This is a genomic window from Kitasatospora sp. Ki12 (assembly GCF_054601375.1).
Genome location: NZ_BAAIHT010000003.1, coordinates 1,715,581 through 1,736,243 on the forward strand (window position 1 = coordinate 1,715,581; position 20,663 = coordinate 1,736,243).

Consider the following 20,663-nt stretch of genomic DNA (forward strand, 5'->3'; position numbering starts at 1 on the left):
GCCCCAGGACACGGGCACGGCTCAGAACGCGCCCACGGCTCAGGGCGCGGGCACGCCGAGCCGCAGGATGCGGTCGTCACCCGGGCGCGGCTCACCGCGGCCGTCGGTGTTGCCGGTGGCGAGCAGCAGCGTGCCGTCCCGGTCGGTGACGACCGTGCGCAGCCGCCCGTAGGCGCCGTCGAGGTAGGACTGCGGGCTGCCCGCGAGGTGGTCTCCCTCGACCGGGACGCGCCAGAGCCGGGTGCCGCGCAGGGCGGCCGTCCACAGGGCTCCGCCGGCGTACGCGAGCCCGCTCGGGGACGCCTCGGCCGGCTTCCACTGGGCGACGGGGTCGATGTAGTCGGCCCGGTCGCCGATGCCCTCGACGACGGGCCAGCCGAAGTTGCCGCCGGGCCGGATCAGGTTGAGCTCGTCCCAGGTGTCCGCTCCGAACTCGCAGGCCCAGAGCCGGCCTTCGCCGTCCCAGGCGAGGCCCTGCACGTTGCGGTGGCCATACGAGTAGACCGGCGAGCCGGGGAAGGGGTTGCCCGGGGCCGGGGCGCCGTCGGCCGTGAGTCGGAGGATCTTGCCGCCCAGTGAACCTTTGTCCTGGGCGATGCGGGAGTCGCTGCTGTCGCCGGTGCCCGCGTAGAGCAGGCCGTCCGGGCCGAAGGCGATCCGGCCGCCGTTGTGCCGCGGCCCGTGCGGGATTCCGCTCAACAGTACGGCCGGCGCGTCGAGTTGGGCTCCGACGGGCCGCTCGGGGTGGTAGCCGAAGCGGACGATGCGATTGTCCTCGGCGGTGCTGAAGTAGGCGTACACGAGGTGGTCGTCGGCGAAGGACGGGGAGAGGGCGAGGCCGAGCAGTCCGCCCTCTCCTCCGGCCGTCACGCCGGGTACGGTGCCCGCCTCGGTCTTCGTCCCGCCGGTCGCGGCGACCCGGACGATCCGGGCGGTGTCCCGCTCCGAGACCAGCAGGTCGCCACCGGGCAGCACGGCCACGCCCCACGGCACCGCCAGCCCGTCCGCGACGGTGGCGCGCACGGTCGGACCGGCCACAGGCTCGGGTCGGGACGCGGGCGAGCAGGCGGCGGCGCCGACCAGCGCGGCCAGCAGCAGGGCGGCGAGACGACGGTGCACCGCGGGACCTCTCCGTGGGCGGCGGGGGTGGCTTCAGGACACCACACCCGCCCCCGGCCGGCCCGCCGCCCCGCCCTCACACCGCCCCACTGTCACACCGCCGGTGCCCGGGGCACGACCACCGCCCCACCGTCACACCGCCGATGCCCGGGGCACGACCACCGGCGCACCGTCGCCCGGCGCCGTCAGCACGTGGCTGTCGATGTCGTACAGCGCCCGCACCAGCGGCGCGTCCACCACCTCGCGCGGCGGCCCGCAGGCCACCACCGCGCCGTCGCGCAGGGCGACCAGCAGATCGGCGTAGCGGGCGGCCGCCGCCAGGTCGTGCAGCACCATGACCACCGTCCGGCCGCCCGCCGCGACCTGGCGGACCAGCTCCAGCACCTCCACCGCGTGCCCGAGGTCGAGCGCGCTGGTCGGCTCGTCGAGCAGTACGACCGGGGTGTCCTGGGCGAGCACCATGGCGAGCCAGCAGCGCTGGCGCTGGCCGCCGGAGAGGCGGTCCAGGCGGCGGTCGGCGAGCTCCTCGACCCCGGTGGCGCGCAGGGCCTCGGCGGTGACCCGCTCGTCGTCCGGCGACCACTGCCGGAACAGGCCCTGGTGCGGGTGGCGGCCGTAGCGGACGAGTCCGGCGACGGTCACCGCCTCGGGCGCCTGCGGGCTCTGCGGCAGCAGGGCGATCCGGTGCGCGGCCTGACGCGGGCGCAGCCGCCACACGTCCTCGCCGCCGACCAGCACCCGTCCGCCGTCCGGCCGGTGCAGCCGGGCGACGGCGCGCAGCAGGGTGGACTTCCCGCAGCCGTTCGGCCCGACCACCGCCACCACCTGCCCGGCGGGGACGGTGAGGTCGACCCCGCCGAGCACCGGGCGCCCCGGGCCGTAGCCCGCGGTGAGCCCCTCGATCGTCAGCTCCACGTCGTCAGCTCCATGCCGTCAGCTCCACCTCGTCGACTCGATGCCGTCGGCTCCGCGTCGTCGGCTCCATGGCAGCTCCCCCGCCCCGCCGCGCGCTCAGTTGCCGCCGAGCGCCTTGCCGAAGTCGCCGATGACGACGTCGGCCGCGAGCGGGCCGCCGCGGGTGGACCAGACCGAGCCGTCCACCGTCACGGCGTGGTTGTTCTTCACCGCGGTGAGCTCCTGGTAGGCGGGCTTGGACTGGACGTCCTTGAGCGCGGACTTGCCGTCGTCCGTGAGGGTGGACAGGAACAGCCAGTCGCCGTCGATCTCGGAGAGCTTCTCCAGGCTGAGCGCCGGGCTGTGCGCGTTGCCGTCCTTGTCCTGCGCGGCCGGGCGGGTGAGGCCCATGTCGAGGGCGACGCCGCTCGCGAACTGCTTCTTCTCCATCCAGCTCGGGCCGGTGGGGTTCCAGCGGACGATGGAGACGGCGGCGCCCTTGTTCTTGGTGAGCTCGCCGCCGGCCTTGGCGGCCTTGGCCTCGTAGTCGCCGATCACCTTGCCGGCCTGGTCGAGCTTGTTGACGGCGTTGCCGATGCCCTTGAAGGCGAGCTTCCAGTCGTCGGTGGGCGCCATGGTGACCAGGGTGGCGGGGGTGATCTCGCGCAGCTGCTTGAGCATCTGCTCGTCCTGCATGTCGCCGGCCAGGATCAGGTCGGGCTTGGCCGCGATCACCTTGTCCATCACGGGCTGCAGCAGGTTGCCGACCACCGGCACGCCCTGGACCTTGTCCTTCAGGTACGCGGGCGGCTCGTTGAGGCCCTGGCCGTTGGTGATGCCGACCGGCTTGACGCCGAGGGCGAGCACCGCGTCGAGGTCCTCCTGGGTGAGGGTGACGATCCGCTTGGGCTCGGCGGGGACCTCGACGGCCTTGCCGGTGGCGTCCTTGACGGTCCGCTTGCCGCCGTTGCCGCCATTGGCGCCGTTGCCGCCGCCGGCCGCGTCGCCCGCCGGGGAGGACGCGGACGCGGAGGAGCCGGACGTGCCCGAGGAGCCGCAGCCCGTGAGCAGGAGGGCGGCCGCCCCGGTGACGGCCAGCGCCTGGGCCGCGCGGTGGCGGACGGGGCTGAGCGGGCGGCGGGCGAACGGCATGGGTGCCTCCGGGCAAAGGTGGTACGGGAGTTGAACGGCGTGCGGGCAGCACGGCACGGCGGGGTGCGCTGCGCGGCGCCCGACGGAACGGCTCGGCCATTAGGTTAGCCTTACCTTATGACATTGTCGCAAGCGGGCGTCCACGAAGCGTCCCCCGCCCCGGCGTCGAACGCCCCGCCACCAGGAGACGCGCCCCGCCGGTCCGGGCCACGCCGGCCCGAGACCGACCAGCCCGAGACCGACCGGTCCGAGCCCCGCCAGCCCGAGCCCCGCCGGCCCGCCTGGCCGGTCGCCGTCGGCGCGGTGGTGCTGCTGCTCGCCCTCGCCGCGCTGTCACTGTCGGTCGGCGCCGGCGAGGTCGGCCCCGGGCGGGTGCTCGACTACCTGCTGAACCGCGACGGCGCCCGCGCCGACGGCCGGCTCGCCCTGGTCGTCGGCGACCTGCGACTCCCCCGCACCGTCACCGCCCTGCTGGTCGGCGCCGCGCTCGGCGTCGCCGGGGCGCAACTGCAGTCCGTCACCCGCAATCCGCTCGCCGAGACCGGCCTGCTCGGCGTCAACGCCGGCGCCTCGCTGGGTGTCGTGCTCGGCATCGCCGTCCTCGGCGTCCAGACCTCGTACGGGTACCTCGCGTTCGCCTTCGGCGGCGCGGTGCTCGCCAGCACCCTGGTGCTGCTGATCGCGGGCAGCCGGGGCGGCGGATCGCCGATGCGGCTGGTCCTCGGCGGCTCCGCGGTCGGCGCGACCTTCGGCGGACTCACCGGTGTGCTGATCGTCAACTCGCCCGAGGCGTACGACCGCTACCGGGTCTGGGTGCTCGGCTCGCTGTCCGGGGTGGAGGGCTGGACGACGCTGCGCCAGCTCGCCCCCGTCCTCGGCGCCGGCTTCCTGCTCGCCCTGCTCACCACCCGGCCGCTCACCGCACTGGCACTCGGCGACGACCTCGCCCGCGGCCTCGGCCACCGGCCCGGCGCCACCCGGGCCGCGGTCGCCACCGCCGTCACCCTGCTGACCGCCTCCGCCGTCGCCCTCGCCGGACCCGTCTCCTTCCTCGGCCTGCTCGCCGGCTTCCTCGCCCGCGCCGTCGCCGGGCCCCGGGTCGGCCGACTCACCCTGCTCGCCGGGCTGTTCGGCGCCGCCGTGCTCATCGGGGCCGACGTGCTCGCCCGGGTCGTCGCCCGCCCGTTCGAGGCACCGGTGTCCGTGATCGTCGCCCTGGTCGGCGCCCCCGCCCTGATCGCGATCGTCCGCTCCCGGCGCTCCGCCGCCCTCGCCATGAGCGACCCGGCCGAAGCCGCCGCCCCGCCCGCACGACGGGCCGAACCACCCACCCCCAAACCCGACTTGGCGCTGCGGTACGGCGCGTGGTCACTGCTGCTCCCCCGCCGGGCGCTGCTCGCCTCCCTCGGCCTCACCGCCGCCCTGCTCGCCGCCGTCGTCGTCTCCGCACACGCCGGACAGAGCGAACTCGACCTCGGCCGCACCTTCCAGGCCGTATTCGGCTACGGCGACCGCCTCGACGTCCTGCTGGTGCAGAAGTTCCGGCTCGGCCGGATCGTCGCCGGGCTCGCCGCCGGAGCCGCGCTGGGCCTGGCCGGCTGCCTGACCCAGACCCTCGCCCGCAACCGCCTCGCCACCCCCGAACTCCTCGGCGTCAACGACGGCGCGACGGCCGCCGTCCTCGTCTCCGCCACCGTCTCCGGCACCTTCGGCACCTGGTGGGCCGGACCGCTCGGCGCGCTCGTCGCCGTCCTCGTCGTCACCCTCGTCTCCGGCGGGCTCGGCGCCCGCGGCTACCGGGTGCTCGTCGTCGGACTCGCGATGTCCGCGCTCGCCTCGGCGGTCGTCCAGGTCGCCCTCGCCCGACGCTCGCTCAACTCCGCGGGCTCGCTGTACGTCTGGACCTCCGGCAGCCTCAACGGGCGCGACTACGCCATCGCCGCGCCCGTCCTGACCGGGCTCGCGGTCCTGGTGCCGCTCGCCCTCGTGGTCGCCCGGCGACTGGCCGTCCTGCGCTTCGACGACGACGTCGCCTCCGCGCTCGGCGTCGACCCCGGCCGGGTCCGGCTCGCCTGCCTGCTGCTGGTGGTCGCCCTCGCCGGTCTGGCGGTCGGGGTCTGCGGGCCGGTCGGCTTCGTGGCGCTCGCCGCGCCCGTGGTCGCCGGACGCCTCGCCGGACCGGCCCGGGTCCCCGTCCTCGGCTCGGCCCTCACCGGCGCCCTGCTCGTCGTCCTCGCGGACACCCTCGGACGGGTGCTGATCGGCGGGGTCGAGATCCCCGTCGGCATCGTCACCACCGTCCTCGGCGGCCCCTTCCTGCTCTGGGTGCTGCTCGGCCGCAAGGGCAGCCCCACGTAAGCCCATTGGAGTCACACCTGTGGAAACCCCTCCCCTCGTCGCGCCCGACCCCGACGACCCGGCCTACCGCCTGGTCACCCTCGTCCACCCCGACGAGCCGTACGACGGCGACCGGCGCGACGGCGACCGGCGCGACGGCGTCCGGTGCGACGGCGTCCTCGCCCTGCTGCACACCGTCACCGACAAGGACCGCCACTCCGGCGACCTCACCCCGCATCTGATGGAACGTCAGGCCGACGGCAGCTGGTCGATCACCTACCGGCTGCGCGCCGACCACCGCGCCTCCTACCAGCTGTACCCGTTCCACGGCGAAGCCCCCGGCACCTCCCGCCCCGACTGGCTGCGCGTCCTCGACCACGCCCGCCCCGACCCGTACGACACCGAACCCCGGCTGCCCGCCCGCGACGGCCGCCACCCGTCCTCGGTGCTCAGCCTGCCCGACGCGCCCGCGCAGCCGTACGTCCGGCGGCGGGAGGGCGTGCCACGCGGCCGGACCGTGTCGCACACCGTCGCCGGGCGGCGGGTGGACGTCCACCTGCCGGCCGGGCACGGGCGGCAGGACGGCGGCCCCTACCGGGTGGCGGTGCTGCTGGACGGCGAGATGTGGGGCGAGGTGCTGTCCGTCGCCGACACCCTCGACAACCTGACCGCCGACGGAGCGATCCCGCCCACGGTGGCCCTGCTCGTCCACACCATGGGCCCCGGCCGGCCCGCCGACCTCAGCTGCAACCCCGACTTCGTCGACCTCCTCGCCGACCGCCTCCTCCCCTGGGCCGCAACGGAGTTCGGCGCGACCACCGACCCCGCGCACACCGTCGTCGCGGGCCAGAGCGCGGGCGGCCTCACCGCCGCCTACGCCGCCTACCGGCGCCCCGACCGCTTCGGCAACGCGCTCTCCCAGTCCGGCTCCTTCTGGTGGCCGGACGAGACCGAGTTCGACGAGGGCAGCGAATGGCTCACCCGGCGGTTCGCCGCCGAGGAACGCCGGGCGGCCCGCTTCTACGTCGAGGTCGGGCTGCAGGAGTGGATGCTGCTCACCCAGAACCGGCACCTGCGGGACGTGCTGCTGGCGCGCGGCTACGACCTCGCCTACCGCGAGTTCAACGGCGGCCACGACTACGCCTGTTGGCGCGGCGGACTGGCCGACGGGCTGGCCCACCTGCTGGGGGCGCGAACGCCCGCCGGATCACCCGACTCACCCAGCGCACCCGGGTCACTCGAAAGGACGATGTAGGGCGAAGCCACCCCTCCGCCCGGCGGCCCGACCCCTACCGTTCGGGGGGACCCGCCGTCCGGAGCGGGTGGCCCAACAGGAGATGTCCATGGCTGTCGGTGTGCCCGTCGCACGTCCGCTGGAGACCCGGTGGATCCACGGATCCCCCTCGGCGAAGCACAACACGGACCCGGAACTCCAGGTCCACGCCTACGACGAGCACACCGTCATCCTCCGGCAGAACAAGGCGATCCACTACGAAGCGCCGTTCCTCTACCTGCTGTTCGGGGAGGAACGCGCCCTCCTGCTCGACACCGGGGCCACCGCCGAACCCGAGTTCCTCCCGCTGCGCGCGGTCGTCGACGGCCTCGTCGACCGGTGGCTCGCCCGCCACCCCCGCGACGGCTACGAACTCCTCGTGCTCCACACCCACGACCACCCCGACCACGTCGCGGGCGACCGGCAGTTCGCCGACCGCCCCGCCACCACCGTGGTGGACGCCCGGCCGGCCGCCGCCTGGCCGTACTTCGGCTTCGACCGGGACCCGGAGGCCGTCGCCACGGTCGACCTGGGCGGCGGACGCGTCCTGGAATGCCTGGCCACCCCCGGGCACCACGCCTCGGCGGTCACCTACTACGACCCGTGGACCGGCTTCCTGCTCACCGGCGACACCGTCTACCCCGGCCGGCTCCACATCGACGACTGGCCCGCCTTCCGCCGCACCGTCGACCGCCTGGTCCGCTTCACCGCCACCCGGCCGGTGACGTACGTCCTCGGCTGCCACATCGAGATGACCCGCTACCCGGGCCTCGACTACCCAGCCCGCACCACCTACCAGCCCCACGAGCCGCCCCTCCAGCTCACCCCCGACCACCTCCACCAGATCCGCGCCGCCCTCACCCGCCTCGGCGACCGCCCCCGCCGCCACACCCTGCCGGACCTGATCCTCTGGCCCGAGGCCTGAGGCCCGGGTCCGGAGGGCGGGCTCGGGCTCTCGCGGCCCCGCGCGGTCAGTCCCGGTACGGGACGAGCCGGGACAGGTCCAGCTCGAAGCCGAAGGGCTCGGGGATGCGGATGCTCTCGCCGAACTCCCGCTCCGTCCTGGTGTGGTAGCGGTCACGGTTCGGCTCGGAGAACAGCGTCACGGTCTTCTGCCGCGGGTCCACGATGAGGTAGAGCGGGAAGCCCATCCGCGGGTAGTCGCGGACCTTCCCGCTCCAGTCGTTCTCGGGGTTGGACGGCGAGACGATCTCGACCGCGATCAGCGCCAGCTCGGCGGGGATCTCCCGGCCCAGCTCGATGACCTCCTCGGGCAGGTAGGTCAGGTCGGGGTTCCGGACCGAGCCGACCTCCGGCGAGGAGAGATCGCTGTTCCCGGACGGGAAGTACCCGGCCGGGCAGTGCGCCTCGAACTGGCGCTGGACGATCGCCAGGTCGAGCTGGTGGATCGAGGACGGTGACGCCTGCATGACGATGATGTCGCCGGACAGCTCGACCTTGTAGCCGTCCGGCAGGCTGCGGCGGGCCTCTTCGAGCAGGCGGTAGTGCTCAGGGTTCATGCGGACTCCTCCGGTGCTCCGACCACCGTACGGCAGCCGGAGCACCGGAGGACGACGTGACCGATGCCCTCAGTCCTCCGGGGGTGGGCCCGGGGGGTCCGTGGGGAGGCGGGTGGCGAGGAGGGTGGCGGCGGCGACCAGGGTGGCGGTGAGGAGGAGGGCGAGCCGGTAGGGGGTGGGGCCGGCGTCGGTGGGCCAGGCGCCGATGAGGGCGGCGGTGGCGGCGATGCCGAGGGCGCCGCCGAGGGTGCGCAGGATGGTGAAGAGGCCCATCGCGCGGCCCATCGCGGGCGGGGGGACGTCGGCGAAGCCGGCGATCTGGACGGTGAGCACGGCGGTGCCCAGGATGAGGCCGACGCCGAACATCAGGGCCCGGACGAGCCACGGGTTCTCCGCGTAGCCGAGCCCGGCGAGGACCGCGGCGGCGAGCAGCAGGGCGGGCAGGGCGAGGCGGCGCGGGCCGAGGCGGGGCAGCAGGCGGTCCACCACCTGGGAGGCGGCCATCAGGCCGACCGCCTCCGGGAAGACGCTGAGCCCGGCGTCGAGGGCGGAGGCGCCGAGCGCCGCCTGGTAGAGCAGCGGGAGGGCGAACAGCGCTCCCATCAGGCCGGCCGCGGTGAGCAGGGCCAGCCAGCTCGCCGCGCCGAAGGCCCGGTCGGCGAGCAGTCGCAGGTCCACCAGGGGTTCGCCGGTGCGGAGTTGGTGCCGTACGGCGGCGCCGAGCAGGGCCAGTCCGGCGATCCCGCCGAGGGCCACGCCCGGGGAGGTCCAGCCGTGGGCCGGGCCGAAGCCGAGGGCGTAGGTGAGCAGGCCGAGGCCGGGGGTGGCGAGCAGGAAGCCGGTGGTGTCGAAGCGGCCGGCCGGGGGTTCGTCCGCGCCGCGCAGGCCGAGGAGGCCGATGGCGACGGCGGCCGCCCCGATCGGCACGTTGACCAGGAACAGCCAGTGCCAGGAGAGGTGTTCGGTGAGGAAGCCGCCGAGCGGTGGCCCGAGGGCGGGCATCAGCGCGGTGGGGACGATCAGGATCCGGCCGAGCCCGGCCCGTTCGTGCGGGGCGAAGGCGCGGAACAGCAGGGTCATCCCGACGGGGGTGAGCAGTCCGCCCGCCACGCCCTGGGCGGCCCGCGCGGCGGCCAGGGAGCCGAGGCCGGGCCCGGCGGCGCACAGGGCGGAGGCGAGGGTGAAGGCGCTCAGGGCGCCGAGGAAGACCCGTTTGACGCCGTACCGGTCGCCGAGCCAGCCGGCCACGGGCAGGCCGAGGGCGAGGCCGACCAGGAAGGCGGTCTCGACGGCGTTGGCGGCCGAGACCGGCCGGCCGAAGTCCTCGGCGATGCTGAACAGCGCGGGGTTGACGATGGTCGAGTCCAGGCCGTTCATGCACATCGCGGCCGTGTAGACGGTGACCACCGCGGCGCGCCCCGCAAGCAGGGGGCGCGCCGGGGCCGCCGGTGCGGCGGGGGCCTCGGGACGGGCCTCGGGAGGGGTCACGGGGTGGTCCAGTGAGTGGTGATCCAGTCGAGGGCGGCGGCCCGCCCGCACGGGCCGTGGGCGACGTCCCAGCCGGCCGGGACAGCGGCGAAGGCGGGCCAGAGGGAGTGCTGTCCGCCGGGGTTGACGAGCGCGAGGAACTCGCCGTCGGCGTCGAAGGGGTTGGCGGGGGCGTCACTCATCGGAGGAGTTCTCCAGGTGGTCGGCGATCACGGCGGCGATGTGCGCGATCGGGGCAGGCAGGGTCATGTCCTTGTGGGAGCAGGCCACGTCGGTGTTGGCGATCCGGCCGGACACGTACGGGGTCCACAGCTCGGGCACCAGGGTGTCGTCGATGGTGTCGACGGTGGCGCGGAAGAACAGCACGTCGCCGTCGTAGCGGCGGTGGTCGTAGCCGCGCACCAGGAGGTTGGTGTTGAGGTAGATCCGGTTGAGCGCGGCCACGGTGGTGTCGTCGAGTCCGGCGAGCGGGCTGCCCTCGCGGCGCAGCAGTTCGGTGACGGCGTCGAGTTCGAGCGGGCGGCCGGCGAGGTCCTCGGGGCCGAAGCCGCCCATGGTGAGGAGTGCTTCGAGTGCTTCGGCCTGGTCGGGGACGGGCAGCTCGCGGAAGCCCTCGGCGGGGTAGGCGTCCAGGATGGCGAGCAACTCGACGTCCTGGCCGAGCTCCTGGAGCCGGACGGCGACCGCGTGGGCGATGATCCCGCCGGTGGACCAGCCGAGCAGCCGGTACGGGCCTTCGGGCTGGACCTCGCGCAGCCGGTCGGCGTAGTGCGCGGCGAGTTCCTCCATCGTGCCGGGCAGCGGCCGGGCCGCGGTGGCGGCGCCGACGCCCTGGGCCTGGAGGCCGTAGATGGGGACCTCGCCGGGCAGGTGGCGGATCAGGCCGGTGTAGCACCAGCTGAGGCCGCCGGCCGGGTGGACGGCGAACAGCGGGCGCTGCCGGCCGGGGGCGACGGGCCGCAGCGGGAGCAGCACGTCCAGGGCGTCGGTGTCCGGCGAGCCGGCGGTGAGCGCGGCATCGAGGGCGGCCACCGTGGGCGCCTGGAAGAGCGCGCCGATGCCGACCTCCAGTCCGAGCACCTCGCGGATCCGGCCGGCGAGGCGCACGACCAGCAGCGAGTGCCCGCCGAGCGCGAAGAAGTCGTCCTCCACGCCGACCGCGGCCACGCCCAGCACCTCGGCGAACAGTTCGCACAGCTGCTGTTCGCGCGGGGTGCGCGGGGGGCGTCCGGCGCCGGCGGCGGGCGCCTCGGGGGCGGGCAGGGCGCGGCGGTCGAGCTTGCCGTTGGCGGTCAGCGGCAGGCGGTCGAGCAGCACGACGGCGGACGGCACCATGTGGACGGGCAGTTCGGCGGCGGCGTGGGCGCGCAGGTCCTCGGGCTGCGGGGCGGCCGGTTGCGGGGCGTCGGGCTGCGGGGCGTCGGTGTGCAGGCCCGAGGGCTGCGGAGCGGCGGCGGCCCCGCTGTCGGCGCCGGCGCCGCCGGCCACCGCGTAGGCGACCAGCCGCTTGTCCCCCGGCACGTCCTCGCGGACGGTCACCGCGGCGTCGGCGACGGCCGGGTGGGCCGCCAGCACGGCCTCGATCTCGCCGAGTTCGATCCGGAAGCCGCGCAGCTTGACCTGCTGGTCGGCGCGGCCGAAGTACTCCAGGACGCCGTCGGCGCGGCGGCGGGCGAGGTCCCCGGAGCGGTACATCCGGGTACCGTGTTCGCCGAAGAGTTCGGCGTAGGGGTCGGCGACGAAGCGGGTGGCGGTCAGTTCCGGGCGGCCGAGGTAGCCGCGGGCGAGGCCCGCCCCGGCCACGTACATCTCGCCGGTGACGCCGGGCGGGACGGGCTGCAGGTACCGGTCGAGGACGTAGACCCGCAGGTCGGGGATGTTGACGCCGATGGTGCTGCTGCTCCCGGCGGCGGCGCTCGCCCGGTCGAGGGCGATGTACGAGACGTGCACGGTGGTCTCGGTGATGCCGTACATGTTGACCAGGGTCGGCGCGTCCTCGGCGTGCCGGGAGTACCAGTCGTCCAGGCGGCCGAGTTCCAGCGCCTCGCCGCCGAACACCACGTAGCGCAGGGCGAGTTCGCGGCCGGGGCGGTCCCGGTCGGCGGCGCTGAGCTGGTAGAAGGCGGACGGTGTCTGGTTGAGGACGGTGACGCGTTCGCGGGCGAGCAGGTCGAGGAAGGCGGCCGGGTCGCGGCTGACCAGGTGCGGGACGACGACCAGCCGGCCGCCGTGCAGCAGGGCGCCCCACAGCTCCCAGACGGAGAAGTCGAAGGCGTAGGAGTGGAAGAGCGTCCAGACGTCCTCGGCGCCGAAGCCGAACCAGTGGTCGGTGGAGGTGAACAGCCGGACCACGTTGTGGTGGGTGACGGGCACGCCCTTGGGGCGGCCGGTGGAGCCGGAGGTGTAGATGACGTACGCGGTGTCCTCGGCACGCAGCGGGCGGATGCGCTCGTGCTGGGCGAGGGGGACGGCCGGGTACCGCTCGGCCTCCGGCCCGTCGACGAGGATCCGGGGCACCTCGTGGGCGGGCAGCCGGGGGTCGGTGGCGCGGTCGGTGAGCAGGGCGGCGGGGGTCGCGTCGGCCAGCATGTAGGCGAGGCGGTCGGCCGGGTAGTCGGGGTCGAGGGGGAGGTAGGCGGCGCCGGACTTGGTCACCGCCAGCAGGGCGACGACGAGTTCGAGCGAGCGCGGCAGGGCGAGGGCGACGATGGTGCCGGGGCCGATGCCGTGGGCGGCGAGCAGCCGGGCCAACCGGTCCGCGCGGGCGGCGAGTTCGGTGTAGTCGAGCGAGCTGCCTTCGTAACTCACGGCCAGGGTGTGCGGGTTGGCCTCGGCGGCCGCCCCGAACAGCTCGGCCAGGGTGGCGCCGGACAGGGTGACGTCAGGCTGAGTGGCGCCGGGGGGCGTGACGACCGGGCGGGCCGGCTCGGGGGCGGCGTTCCACTCGACCAGGGCGCGTTCCCGCTCCCGCGCGCTGATCAGCGGGAGCCGGTCGACCGGGGTGTCGGGCGCGGTCGCGGCGGCGGCGAGCAGCCGGGCCAGGCGCTCCCCGAGGGCGGCCACGGTGGCCGCGTCGAAGAGGTCGGTGCGGTACTCCAGGAAGCCGCCGATGCCGCCGTCGGGCAGTTCGCCGGCGTTCAGGGTGAGGTCGAACTTGGCGGTGCCGCTGGGGATCGCGGTGATCTCGGCGGCGAGCCCGCCGCCGAACGCGGTGGGCTCGTCCGGCCGGCTCTGCCAGGCGAGCATCACCTGGAACAGCGGGTGCCGGGCCAGCGAGCGGGCCGGGTTGAGCTCCTCGACCAGCCGGTCGAAGGGCAGGTCGGCGTGCTCGTGGGCGTCGAGGACGGTGGCGCGGACCCGGGCCAGCAGATCCTTGAAGGTCGGCGCGCCGGACAGGTCGGTGCGCAGGACCACGGAGTTGACGAAGTAGCCCACGAGCGCGGCGGTTTCGTCGTCCTCGCGGCCGGCCACCGGGGTGCCGACCGGGATGTCGGTGCCGCAGCCGTGCCGGCCGAGCAGCGCGGCGAGACCGGCCAGGACGGCCATGAAGACGGTGCTGTCGGCGGCCCGGGCGAGGGCGACGAGGGCGGCGTGCGCCTCGGCGTCGAGGGTGAAGGGCACGGTGGCGCCCTGGTGGCCGGCGACGGCCGGGCGGGGGCGGTCGGCGGGCAGCTCCAGCTGGTCGGGCAGTCCGGCGAGCGCGGTGCGCCAGTACTCCGCCTGCCGGACGGCGAGCGGGCTGGGCGCCTCGGTGGTGCCGAGCCGCCCCCGCTGCCAGGCCGCGTGGTCGGCGAACTGCACGGTGAGTTCCGGAAGTTCGGGCGCAGCTCCGGCGAGCCTGGCGGCGTAGGCGGCGGCCAGGTCGCGGACCAGCGGGGTGGTGGAGGCGCCGTCGCCGGCGATGTGGTGGAGCAGGATCAGCAGGGTGTGCCGGTCCGGACCGTCGGCGAACAGGGTGGCCCGCAGCGGCGGTTCGGCGGTCAGGTCGAAGGCGTACCGGACGGCTTCGGCCATATCTCCTCGGCCGTCGTGCAGTTCGACGGGTGCGAGGGATGCGAGCGGCATGGCGGGCAGGATCCGCTGGTACGGCGTGCCGTCCGGTTCCTCGCCGTAGACGGTGCGCAGCACCTCGTGGCGGGCGACGAGGTCGCCGAGGGCGCGGGTGAGGGCGGGCCGGTCGAGGGGGCCGGTGAGGGTGAGGACGAGCGGGATGTTGTAGGTGGGGCTGGGGCCTTCGAGCCGGTGCAGGAACCAGAGGCCGCGCTGGGCGGGCGAGAGCGGCATCCGCTCGGCGCGCGGGACGGGCACGAAGGCGGGGATCGCCGCGGGCTTCGCCGTGGTGTCCGCCACGATGTCCGGCTCCGTCGCGTTCCCGGCCCCGGCCCGCTCGCCGAGCAGGGCGGCGAGGCCGGCCGCGGTCGGGTGGCGGAACACGTCGGCGAATCCGACCGGCACGGCGAAGGTCTCGCGCAGTCGGGCGGCGAGGCGCCCGGCGAGCAGCGAGTGGCCGCCGAGGTCGAAGAAGGAGGCGTCCCGGCCGGGGGCCTGCGGCAGGCCGAGGACGTCGGCGAGCAGCCCGCAGACCAGTTCCTCCTGGGGCGTGGCCGCGGCGGCGCCCTCGGCGACGACGGCCGGTTCGGGCAGGGCACGGTGGTCGAGCTTGTCGTGCGCGGTGCGCGGCAGTTCGGCGAGCAGCAGCACGGCCGCCGGGACCATGTGCGCGGGCAGCCGGGCGGCCAGCGCGGCGCGCAGCCCGTCCGGGTCCGGGGCCTCGCCGGGCACGGGCACCGCGTAGCCGAGCAGGCGCCGGCCCTGCGGCCCGGGGCGGGCGATCACCACGGCCTGGGCGACACCGGGCAGTTCGGCGAGGACGGCGGCGATCTCGCCGGGCTCGACCCGGAAGCCGCGGATCTTCACCTGGTCGTCGGCGCGGCCGAGGAACTCCAGGGTGCCGTCCGAACGGCGGCGGGCGAGGTCGCCGGTGCGGTACATCCGGGTGCCGGGCGGACCGAAGGGGTCGGCGAGGAAGCGCTCGGCGGTCAGGTCGGGCCGGCCGAGGTAGCCGCGGGCCAAACAGGCTCCGGCCACGTACAGTTCGCCGGTCGCGCCGTCGGGCGCGGGGCGCAGCGAACCGTCCAGGACGTAGGCGCGGGAGCCGCGTACCACCCGGCCGACCGGGGCGCCGTCCGGGCCCGGGGTCCAGGCGTAGGCGTCGACGGTGGTCTCGGTCGGACCGTAGAGGTCCACCGGGTGCAGGCCGGGGACGGCGGTCAGCCGCTGCCAGAGGGCGGGCGGGGTGGCCTCGCCGCCGACCACCAGGACGGACGGGCGGTGCCGCCCCTCGTCCAGGATCCCTTCGGCGAGGAGGACTTCGAGGTAGGAGGGGGTGAGGTCGAGGTAGTCGATGCGCTCGCGGTGGAGGTGGGCGGCCAGCGCGGCCGGGTCGCGGTAGGTGGCGTCGTCCAGCAGGTGCAGCTCGTGACCGTGGACCATCCAGAGCACCGGGTCCCAGGAGGCGTCGAAGGCGAACGAGGCACTGTGGGCGACGCGCAGGCGCTCGCGGCCGGTGCGGCGCACGGCGGGGGCGATGTGGTCCTCGGCGAGGCCGGCGTGCAGGTTGGCCAGCGAGGCGTGGGTGACCACCACGCCCTTGGGGCGGCCGGTGGAGCCCGAGGTGTGCAACACGTAGGCGGGGTGGTGGAGTTCCGGCGCGGACGGGGCGGTGGTCGGCTCGGCGGGCCGTTCGCCGCCCGGCTCGTCCTCGGCCTCCGCCGGCCGTACGGTGGGCAGGCCGGCGGGCAGGTCGAGCCCGGCCAGGGCCTCGGCGGTGCCGACCGCGCAGACCGGGCGGGCGTCGGCCAGAACGGCCGCCAGCCGCTGCGCGGGGTGGGTGAGGTCGAGGGAGACGCAGGCGCCGCCGGCCTTGAGGACGGCGAGCATCGCGACGAGGGTGTCCGCGCCGCGCGGCAGGGCGATCGCGACCGGCGCGCCGCCCCGCACACCGAGGGCGGCCAGGCGGCGGGCGAGCCGGTCGGCGGCGGCGTCCAACTGCCCGTACGTCAGCGCGGTCGCGCCGCAGCGGACGGCGACGGCCTCCGGGGTCCGGGCGGCCTGGGCGGCGAACAGCTCGGGCACCGTCCGCTCGGCCGGGGGCTCGGTGCGGCCGGCGGTGGCGCGGCGCAGGCCGTCCGCGTCCAGCAGGTCGATCCGGGCGATCGGCGTGTGCGGGGCGGTGAGCAGCAGTTCGGCGAGGGCGTCGAGGTAGCGCAGCAGGCCGTCGCGGTGCCCGGTGAGGGTGGCGGCGTCGTAGCGGGCCGGGTCGGCGTCGATCACCAGGCGCAGGGCGCCGTCCGGGCCGGGCGAGACGTTCAGGGCGAGGTCGTCCACCGGGCCGGCGGCGAGGTTGCGGACGGTGCCGGGCAGGCCGGCCAGGTCGAGGTCGCCCTCGAAGGCCTTGATGTTGACCATCGGACCGAACAGGGCGCGGCGGTCGCCGGTGCGGCCGAGGTCGCGGCGGAGGTCCTCCAGCGGGTAGCGCTGGTGGCGGCGGACGGCGCGCAGCTCGCGGACCACGTGGCGCAGCAGGCCCTCGGCGCTGTCGGCCGGGCCGACGGCGAGGCGCAGCGGGAGCACGTTGGCGGCGGCGACGGGGGTGCGCAGGGCGGCCGGGCCCCGGCGGTTGGCGAGCGGCAGGCCGAGGACGACGTCCCGACTGCCGGACAGGCGGTGCAGGTAGCCGGCGGTGGCGGCGAGCAGCAGTTCGGCCCAGGTGGCGCGGACGGCGGTGGCGGCCCGCTCCAGGCGGTCGCGGGTGCCGGCGGGGAGGACGGCGGTGAGGCGCAGGGGGGCCGTCTCGGCGTGGCGCTCGGGCGCACCGGGGAGGGGCGCGGGCGCGGCCGGGAGGGTCGCCGGGGCGTCGGCGTCGGCCATCCGGGCGGCCCAGTGGGCGCGGTCGGTCCGGTACTCCTCGCCCTCCCGGTACGCGGCCTCCTCGGCGGCGGCCTCGGCGAGGCCCGCGAACGGGCTCGGGGCCGGCTCGGTGCCGGTGGTGTGCGCGCGGTACAGCTCGGCGACCCGCTCGCCGAGGAGGGACAACGCGTAGGCGTCGACGGCGAGATGGTGGATCCGCCGGTACCAGGTCCACCGGTCGTCGGCGAGCCGGATGAGCGCGTGGGTGAACAGCGGGCCCTCGGCGAGGTCGGCCGGACGGGCGAGGTCGGCGCGCATCCAGGCTTCGGCGGCCGCCTCGGGGGTGACCGTCTCGTCCGCACTGTCCGTCTCGTCCGCACTGTCCGCCTCGTCCGCACTGTCCGTAGCGGCGCGCAGGTCGAGGCGGTGCAGCGGCCACCGGCCGTCGGGCCGCAGTCGCTGACGGGGCGTTCCGTCGGCGCCGATGACGACGACGGCGCTCAGCACCTGCGCCTCCGCCACCGCCTGCCGCAGCGCCCGCTCGAACCGGTCCTCGTCCAGTGGGCCGGCGATCTCGACGGCGTCGCCGGTGTTGTAGACCGGACTGGCGGGGTCGAGCGCCTGGGCGTACCAGATGGCGGCCTGGGCGGCGAGCAACGGGATGTCTGCGGCCTGGGTCTCGACGGTCTGGGTGTCGCCAGTACGGGACTCGCCAGTCTGGGTCTCGGCGGCGGGCATGGTTCGGAGAGCTCCTCGGGGATCCGGAACGCTTTACTTAGGTTAGCCTAATCTAACTTCATATGATCTGGTCAACGGCCCCAGCGAGACCGGGCCCTGACACCCCCTGGAGGCGCCACCCATGCCCCTGTCCGCGACCAAGCAGGCCGTCCGCGACCGCGTGCACGCGCACCGGGACGAGCTGCTCGCGCTCAGCCGCCGCATCCACGCCCACCCCGAGACCGCCTTCGAGGAGCACCGCGCGGCCGCCTGGTGCGCCGAACTGCTGCGTGGCCACGGCTACTTCGTCACCGCGCCCGCGCACGGCCTGGACACCGCGTTCAGCGCGACCCTCGGCAGCGGACCGGTCACCGTCGCCCTGGTCTGCGAGTACGACGCGCTGCCCGGACTCGGCCACGCCTGCGGGCACAACCTGATCGCCGCCGCGGGCCTCGGCGCGGCGCTCGGGCTCGCCCCGTACGCCGAGCGGCTCGGGCTCACCGTCCGGGTGATCGGCGCGCCGGCCGAGGAGCGCGGGGCGGGCAAGGCGCTGCTGCTGGAGGCCGGGGCCTTCGACGGGGTGGACGCGGCCATGATGGTGCACCCCTGCCCGGTCGAGGTCGCCGACTTCCGCTCCTTCGCGCTCGGCACGCTGTCCGTCCGCTACACCGGGCGGGCCGCCCACCCCAGCCTCGATCCGCACCAGGGCCGCAACGCCGCCGACGCGCTCACCGTCGCCCAGGTCGCGATCGGCCTGCTCCGCCAGCAACTCCCGCCGCACTGGCGGGTGCACGGCATCACCACCGCCGCCGGGACGGCGCCGAACCTGATCCCGGACAGCGCCAGCGCCGAGTACGAGATCCGGGCCTCGGCGGCCGAGGACCTCGCCGAGCTGCGCGCCCGGGTCGAGGACTGCTTCCGCGCCGGAGCGCTCGCCACCGGCTGCGAGGTCGAACTGACCCGACCCGAGCCGGACTACCTGGACATGCGGTCCGACCCCGCACTGCTGGCCCTGTGGCGGGCCAACGCGGCGGCGCTCGGCCGGCCGGAGCCGGTCGAGAGCGGGCCGTTCGCCTGCACCGACATGGGGAACGTGTCGCACGCGGTGCCCTCGATCCATCCGGTCCTGGACATCACCGGCGGCGCCTGCGCGCCGCACGAGGCGGCGTTCGCCGAGGCCGCGCTGGGCGCGGAGGCGGAACGGGCGGTACTGGACGGCGCGGTGGCGATGGCGTGGACGGCGGCGGACCTGGCGGTGGGCCTGGCGGTGGGCCTGGCGGTGGGCCTGGCGTCGGGCGGCCCGGCGGCGGGCCCGGTGGCAGCGAACAAGTAACAGCTGACAGCTTTCAGCGAACAGATTTCATCATCTGTTCGCTGAAAGCTGTCGTCTGAAAGTTGTCAGCTGTCAGTTGTCAGCTGCCGCCTGAACTCCGCCCGCCGTCGACGCCCCGCCCACCGTCACCCGCCCAGCAGAACCGCCGGGGCCACCCGCACCGCCGTCACGCCCAGCTCCCGCACCAGCGCCCCGACCTCGCCCTCCCGCCGCGGGTCGGCGAGCACCAGCGCGGCACCCGTCCGCAGCGGCCAGAGGAACTCCCAGAGCGGCAGGCCCAGTTGCAGCACCCGGTCGCCCGGACCGAGCGGGTGCTCGGCCTGCAGCTCACGCACCCGGCGGTCCGCCTCCCCGTGGGTGACCCGGACGGCGGTCGGACGCCCGCCCGGGCCGTACCCGACGCAGAGCAGGTGGTGCGGGGTGAGCGCCCGCGGCGGGTCGGTGGGCAGTTCGCCGTCCGTGTCCAGCCCGGCGAGCGCACCCGGCACCCCCTCCCCCAGCACGCACACCGGCGCGTTCTCGGCGAGCAGTCGGTCCCGTCGCCCGGGCGCGTCCGCCGGGTCCAGCGGCAGGTACGCCGCGCCCGACTTCACCACCGCCAGCAGCGCCGTCAGCAGTTCGGCCGGGTCGCGGGCGCCGGCCAGGCCGACCACCGTGCCCGGGCGGGCGCCCCGCGCGGCCAGGGCGCGCGCCAGCCGGTTGGCCGAGGCGTTCAGCTCCCGGTAGCGGACGGTCCGCCCGCCCGCGAGCACCAGGGCCGGGGCGTCCGGCGTCCGGGCCGCCTGCGCCTCGACCGGCCCCACCAGGGTGGTCGCCGGGTAGCTCACCGTACGGCGGGGCAGCGCCGGCGCCGCGCCCAGAGCCTCCTCCCGCACCAGCTCCCGGACGGCCCCGCGCACACCCACCAGGGCTGCATCCCGGGCGGCGTCCCGGACGACCGCCTCCATCAGGCCGCACCCAGCAGCTCGGCCCAGGCCTCCAGGGCCGGCCGCTCCGCGAGCTGGACGAACGCCACCTCGGCACCCTCCGCCCGCCAGCGCTCGGCGAGCGTCATCAGCCGGATGGAGTCCAGCCCCCAGTCGGCCAGGTTCTCGTCCAGCGGGATGTCCGCCGGGTCCTCGCCGAGCAGGTCGGCGACCTCGGCCCGGATCCGCTCCACCGTGAAGCCCACGCCCGTCACTTCGCCGCCACCTCGCCCGTCTCGTTCATCTCGCCCGTCGTGCCCATTCCGCCCGTCGCGCCCGTCTCGCCCGCCCCACCCGTGCCGTCGAGCGCCCCGAGCACGGCCCCCGTCGTGGTGACCAGCCCGCAGCGCCCGGCCACCCAGTCCAGCGCGGCGCGGTGCTCGGCCGGCCCGAAGTCCGCGACCGCGTCGGCCACCACGAAGGCCTGGATGTCCCGCATCCAGGCGTCGCAGGCGGTGGCCTGCACCCCGATGTGCGCGTACACCCCGGCGATCACCAGCTGGTCCCGGCCCTGCAAGCGCAGCAGCCGCTCCAACTCCGTTCGCACGAAGGCGCTGTACTTCCACTTGGTCAGCACCGTGTCGCTCGGCGACGGTGCGACGGCGTCGGCGATCGCGGTGGCGCGCGGGTCGTCCGGGATGCCCGGCCCCCAGAAGTCCTGCTGCAGTCCGCGTTCGGCCGGGCTCTGTCCGCCGAGCTGCGCCGAGTAGACCACCGGCACACCGGCGGCGCCGGCCGCCTTGGCCAGGCCCGCGACGTTGCCCAGGAGTTCGGGCACCGGAGCGGCCTCGGCGTCGAAGGCGCCGAGGAAGTGGTTCTGCAGGTCGTGCACCAGCAGGACGGCGCGCGCCGGGTCCACCGTCCAGGAGACCCGGTTGGCGGGCAGCTCCTCGGCGACGGGCATGGGATAGGAGGGAATGCGGGGCAGGCCCACGATGGGTGTTCCTTAGCAACTA

The 20,663-nt window shown here is 75.6% G+C and carries 14 protein-coding genes; 4 read left to right on the forward strand and 10 right to left on the reverse strand.

Annotation, left to right across the window (positions count from 1 at the left end):
* Positions 1-39 precede the first annotated feature (39 nt).
* The 3 genes from ACYP53_RS38110 to ACYP53_RS38120 form a co-directional block, all read right to left on the reverse strand.
* Complete coding sequence (locus tag ACYP53_RS38110; RefSeq protein ID WP_459650748.1) at positions 40-1,119, reverse strand: PQQ-dependent sugar dehydrogenase; 1,080 nt, start codon at positions 1,117-1,119, stop codon at positions 40-42.
* A 132-nt stretch (positions 1,120-1,251) separates the two neighbouring features.
* Positions 1,252-2,034, reverse strand: a complete 783-nt coding sequence (locus ACYP53_RS38115) for an ABC transporter ATP-binding protein (RefSeq protein ID WP_459650749.1) — start codon at positions 2,032-2,034, stop codon at positions 1,252-1,254.
* A 96-nt stretch (positions 2,035-2,130) separates the two neighbouring features.
* A complete protein-coding gene (locus tag ACYP53_RS38120; protein WP_459650750.1) occupies positions 2,131-3,165 on the reverse strand; it encodes an ABC transporter substrate-binding protein in 1,035 nt (344 codons plus the stop codon).
* Between the two features lie 117 nt (positions 3,166-3,282).
* Here ACYP53_RS38120 and fhuB point away from each other — a divergent pair, with 117 nt between their 5' ends.
* The 3 genes from fhuB to ACYP53_RS38135 all read left to right on the forward strand — a co-directional run bounded on the left by fhuB (position 3,283) and on the right by ACYP53_RS38135 (position 7,700).
* Positions 3,283-5,523, forward strand: coding sequence for a Fe(3+)-hydroxamate ABC transporter permease FhuB (fhuB, locus tag ACYP53_RS38125; RefSeq protein ID WP_459650751.1), 2,241 nt, complete (start codon positions 3,283-3,285; stop codon positions 5,521-5,523).
* A 19-nt stretch (positions 5,524-5,542) separates the two neighbouring features.
* Positions 5,543-6,757, forward strand: coding sequence for an enterochelin esterase (gene fes, locus ACYP53_RS38130; protein WP_459650752.1), 1,215 nt, complete (start codon positions 5,543-5,545; stop codon positions 6,755-6,757).
* Between the two features lie 88 nt (positions 6,758-6,845).
* Positions 6,846-7,700 (forward strand): MBL fold metallo-hydrolase, encoded by an 855-nt coding sequence (locus ACYP53_RS38135; RefSeq protein ID WP_459650753.1) that lies wholly within the window; start codon positions 6,846-6,848, stop codon positions 7,698-7,700.
* A 46-nt stretch (positions 7,701-7,746) separates the two neighbouring features.
* Here the strand turns inward: ACYP53_RS38135 and ACYP53_RS38140 are convergent, their stop codons facing one another.
* The 4 genes from ACYP53_RS38140 to ACYP53_RS38155 all read right to left on the reverse strand — a co-directional run bounded on the left by ACYP53_RS38140 (position 7,747) and on the right by ACYP53_RS38155 (position 17,430).
* A complete protein-coding gene (locus ACYP53_RS38140; protein WP_189913911.1) occupies positions 7,747-8,295 on the reverse strand; it encodes a Uma2 family endonuclease in 549 nt (182 codons plus the stop codon).
* A 69-nt stretch (positions 8,296-8,364) separates the two neighbouring features.
* The gene (locus tag ACYP53_RS38145) at positions 8,365-9,783 is read right to left on the reverse strand and encodes a DHA2 family efflux MFS transporter permease subunit (RefSeq protein ID WP_459650754.1); all 1,419 of its coding nucleotides are present in this window, start codon (positions 9,781-9,783) and stop codon (positions 8,365-8,367) included.
* Complete coding sequence (locus ACYP53_RS38150; protein ID WP_189913912.1) at positions 9,780-9,965, reverse strand: MbtH family protein; 186 nt, start codon at positions 9,963-9,965, stop codon at positions 9,780-9,782. The genes ACYP53_RS38145 and ACYP53_RS38150 overlap by 4 nt, the downstream gene beginning before the upstream one ends.
* Positions 9,958-17,430 carry an amino acid adenylation domain-containing protein gene (locus ACYP53_RS38155; protein WP_459650755.1) on the reverse strand — a complete coding sequence of 2,491 codons (7,473 nt, stop codon included), beginning with the start codon at positions 17,428-17,430 and terminating at the stop codon, positions 9,958-9,960. Before ACYP53_RS38155 ends, ACYP53_RS38150 begins: the two co-directional genes overlap by 8 nt.
* Before the next feature lie 121 nt (positions 17,431-17,551).
* Between ACYP53_RS38155 and ACYP53_RS38160 the strand changes: the two genes are divergently transcribed.
* The gene (locus ACYP53_RS38160) at positions 17,552-18,742 is read left to right on the forward strand and encodes an amidohydrolase (RefSeq protein WP_459650756.1); all 1,191 of its coding nucleotides are present in this window, start codon (positions 17,552-17,554) and stop codon (positions 18,740-18,742) included.
* 125 nt (positions 18,743-18,867) lie between these two features.
* On the opposite strand, the gene ACYP53_RS38165 is transcribed toward ACYP53_RS38160, so the two are convergent.
* The 3 genes from ACYP53_RS38165 to ACYP53_RS38175 are packed head-to-tail and all read right to left on the reverse strand — an operon-like array spanning position 18,868 to position 20,641.
* Positions 18,868-19,689, reverse strand: a complete 822-nt coding sequence (locus tag ACYP53_RS38165) for an AMP-binding protein (protein WP_459650757.1) — start codon at positions 19,687-19,689, stop codon at positions 18,868-18,870.
* On the reverse strand, positions 19,689-19,922 hold the full coding sequence (locus ACYP53_RS38170; RefSeq protein WP_459650758.1) for a phosphopantetheine-binding protein: 234 nt from the start codon (positions 19,920-19,922) through the stop codon (positions 19,689-19,691). Before ACYP53_RS38170 ends, ACYP53_RS38165 begins: the two co-directional genes overlap by 1 nt.
* Positions 19,919-20,641 carry an isochorismatase family protein gene (locus tag ACYP53_RS38175; RefSeq protein ID WP_459650759.1) on the reverse strand — a complete coding sequence of 241 codons (723 nt, stop codon included), beginning with the start codon at positions 20,639-20,641 and terminating at the stop codon, positions 19,919-19,921. The genes ACYP53_RS38170 and ACYP53_RS38175 overlap by 4 nt, the downstream gene beginning before the upstream one ends.
* Positions 20,642-20,663: the final 22 nt, after the last annotated feature.

Bases quoted from the DNA above. Each gene is read 5' to 3' on its own strand.
- ACYP53_RS38155 (WP_459650755.1), bottom strand. From the start codon at position 17,430: ATGCCCGCCGCCGAGACCCAGACTGGCGAGTCCCGTACTGGCGACACC.
- ACYP53_RS38165 (WP_459650757.1), bottom strand. From the start codon at position 19,689: ATGGAGGCGGTCGTCCGGGACGCCGCCCGGGATGCAGCCCTGGTGGGT.
- ACYP53_RS38135 (WP_459650753.1), top strand. From the start codon at position 6,846: ATGGCTGTCGGTGTGCCCGTCGCACGTCCGCTGGAGACCCGGTGGATC.
- fhuB (WP_459650751.1), top strand. From the start codon at position 3,283: ATGACATTGTCGCAAGCGGGCGTCCACGAAGCGTCCCCCGCCCCGGCG.
- ACYP53_RS38150 (WP_189913912.1), bottom strand. From the start codon at position 9,965: ATGAGTGACGCCCCCGCCAACCCCTTCGACGCCGACGGCGAGTTCCTC.
- ACYP53_RS38140 (WP_189913911.1), bottom strand. From the start codon at position 8,295: ATGAACCCTGAGCACTACCGCCTGCTCGAAGAGGCCCGCCGCAGCCTG.
- ACYP53_RS38120 (WP_459650750.1), bottom strand. From the start codon at position 3,165: ATGCCGTTCGCCCGCCGCCCGCTCAGCCCCGTCCGCCACCGCGCGGCC.
- ACYP53_RS38160 (WP_459650756.1), top strand. From the start codon at position 17,552: ATGCCCCTGTCCGCGACCAAGCAGGCCGTCCGCGACCGCGTGCACGCG.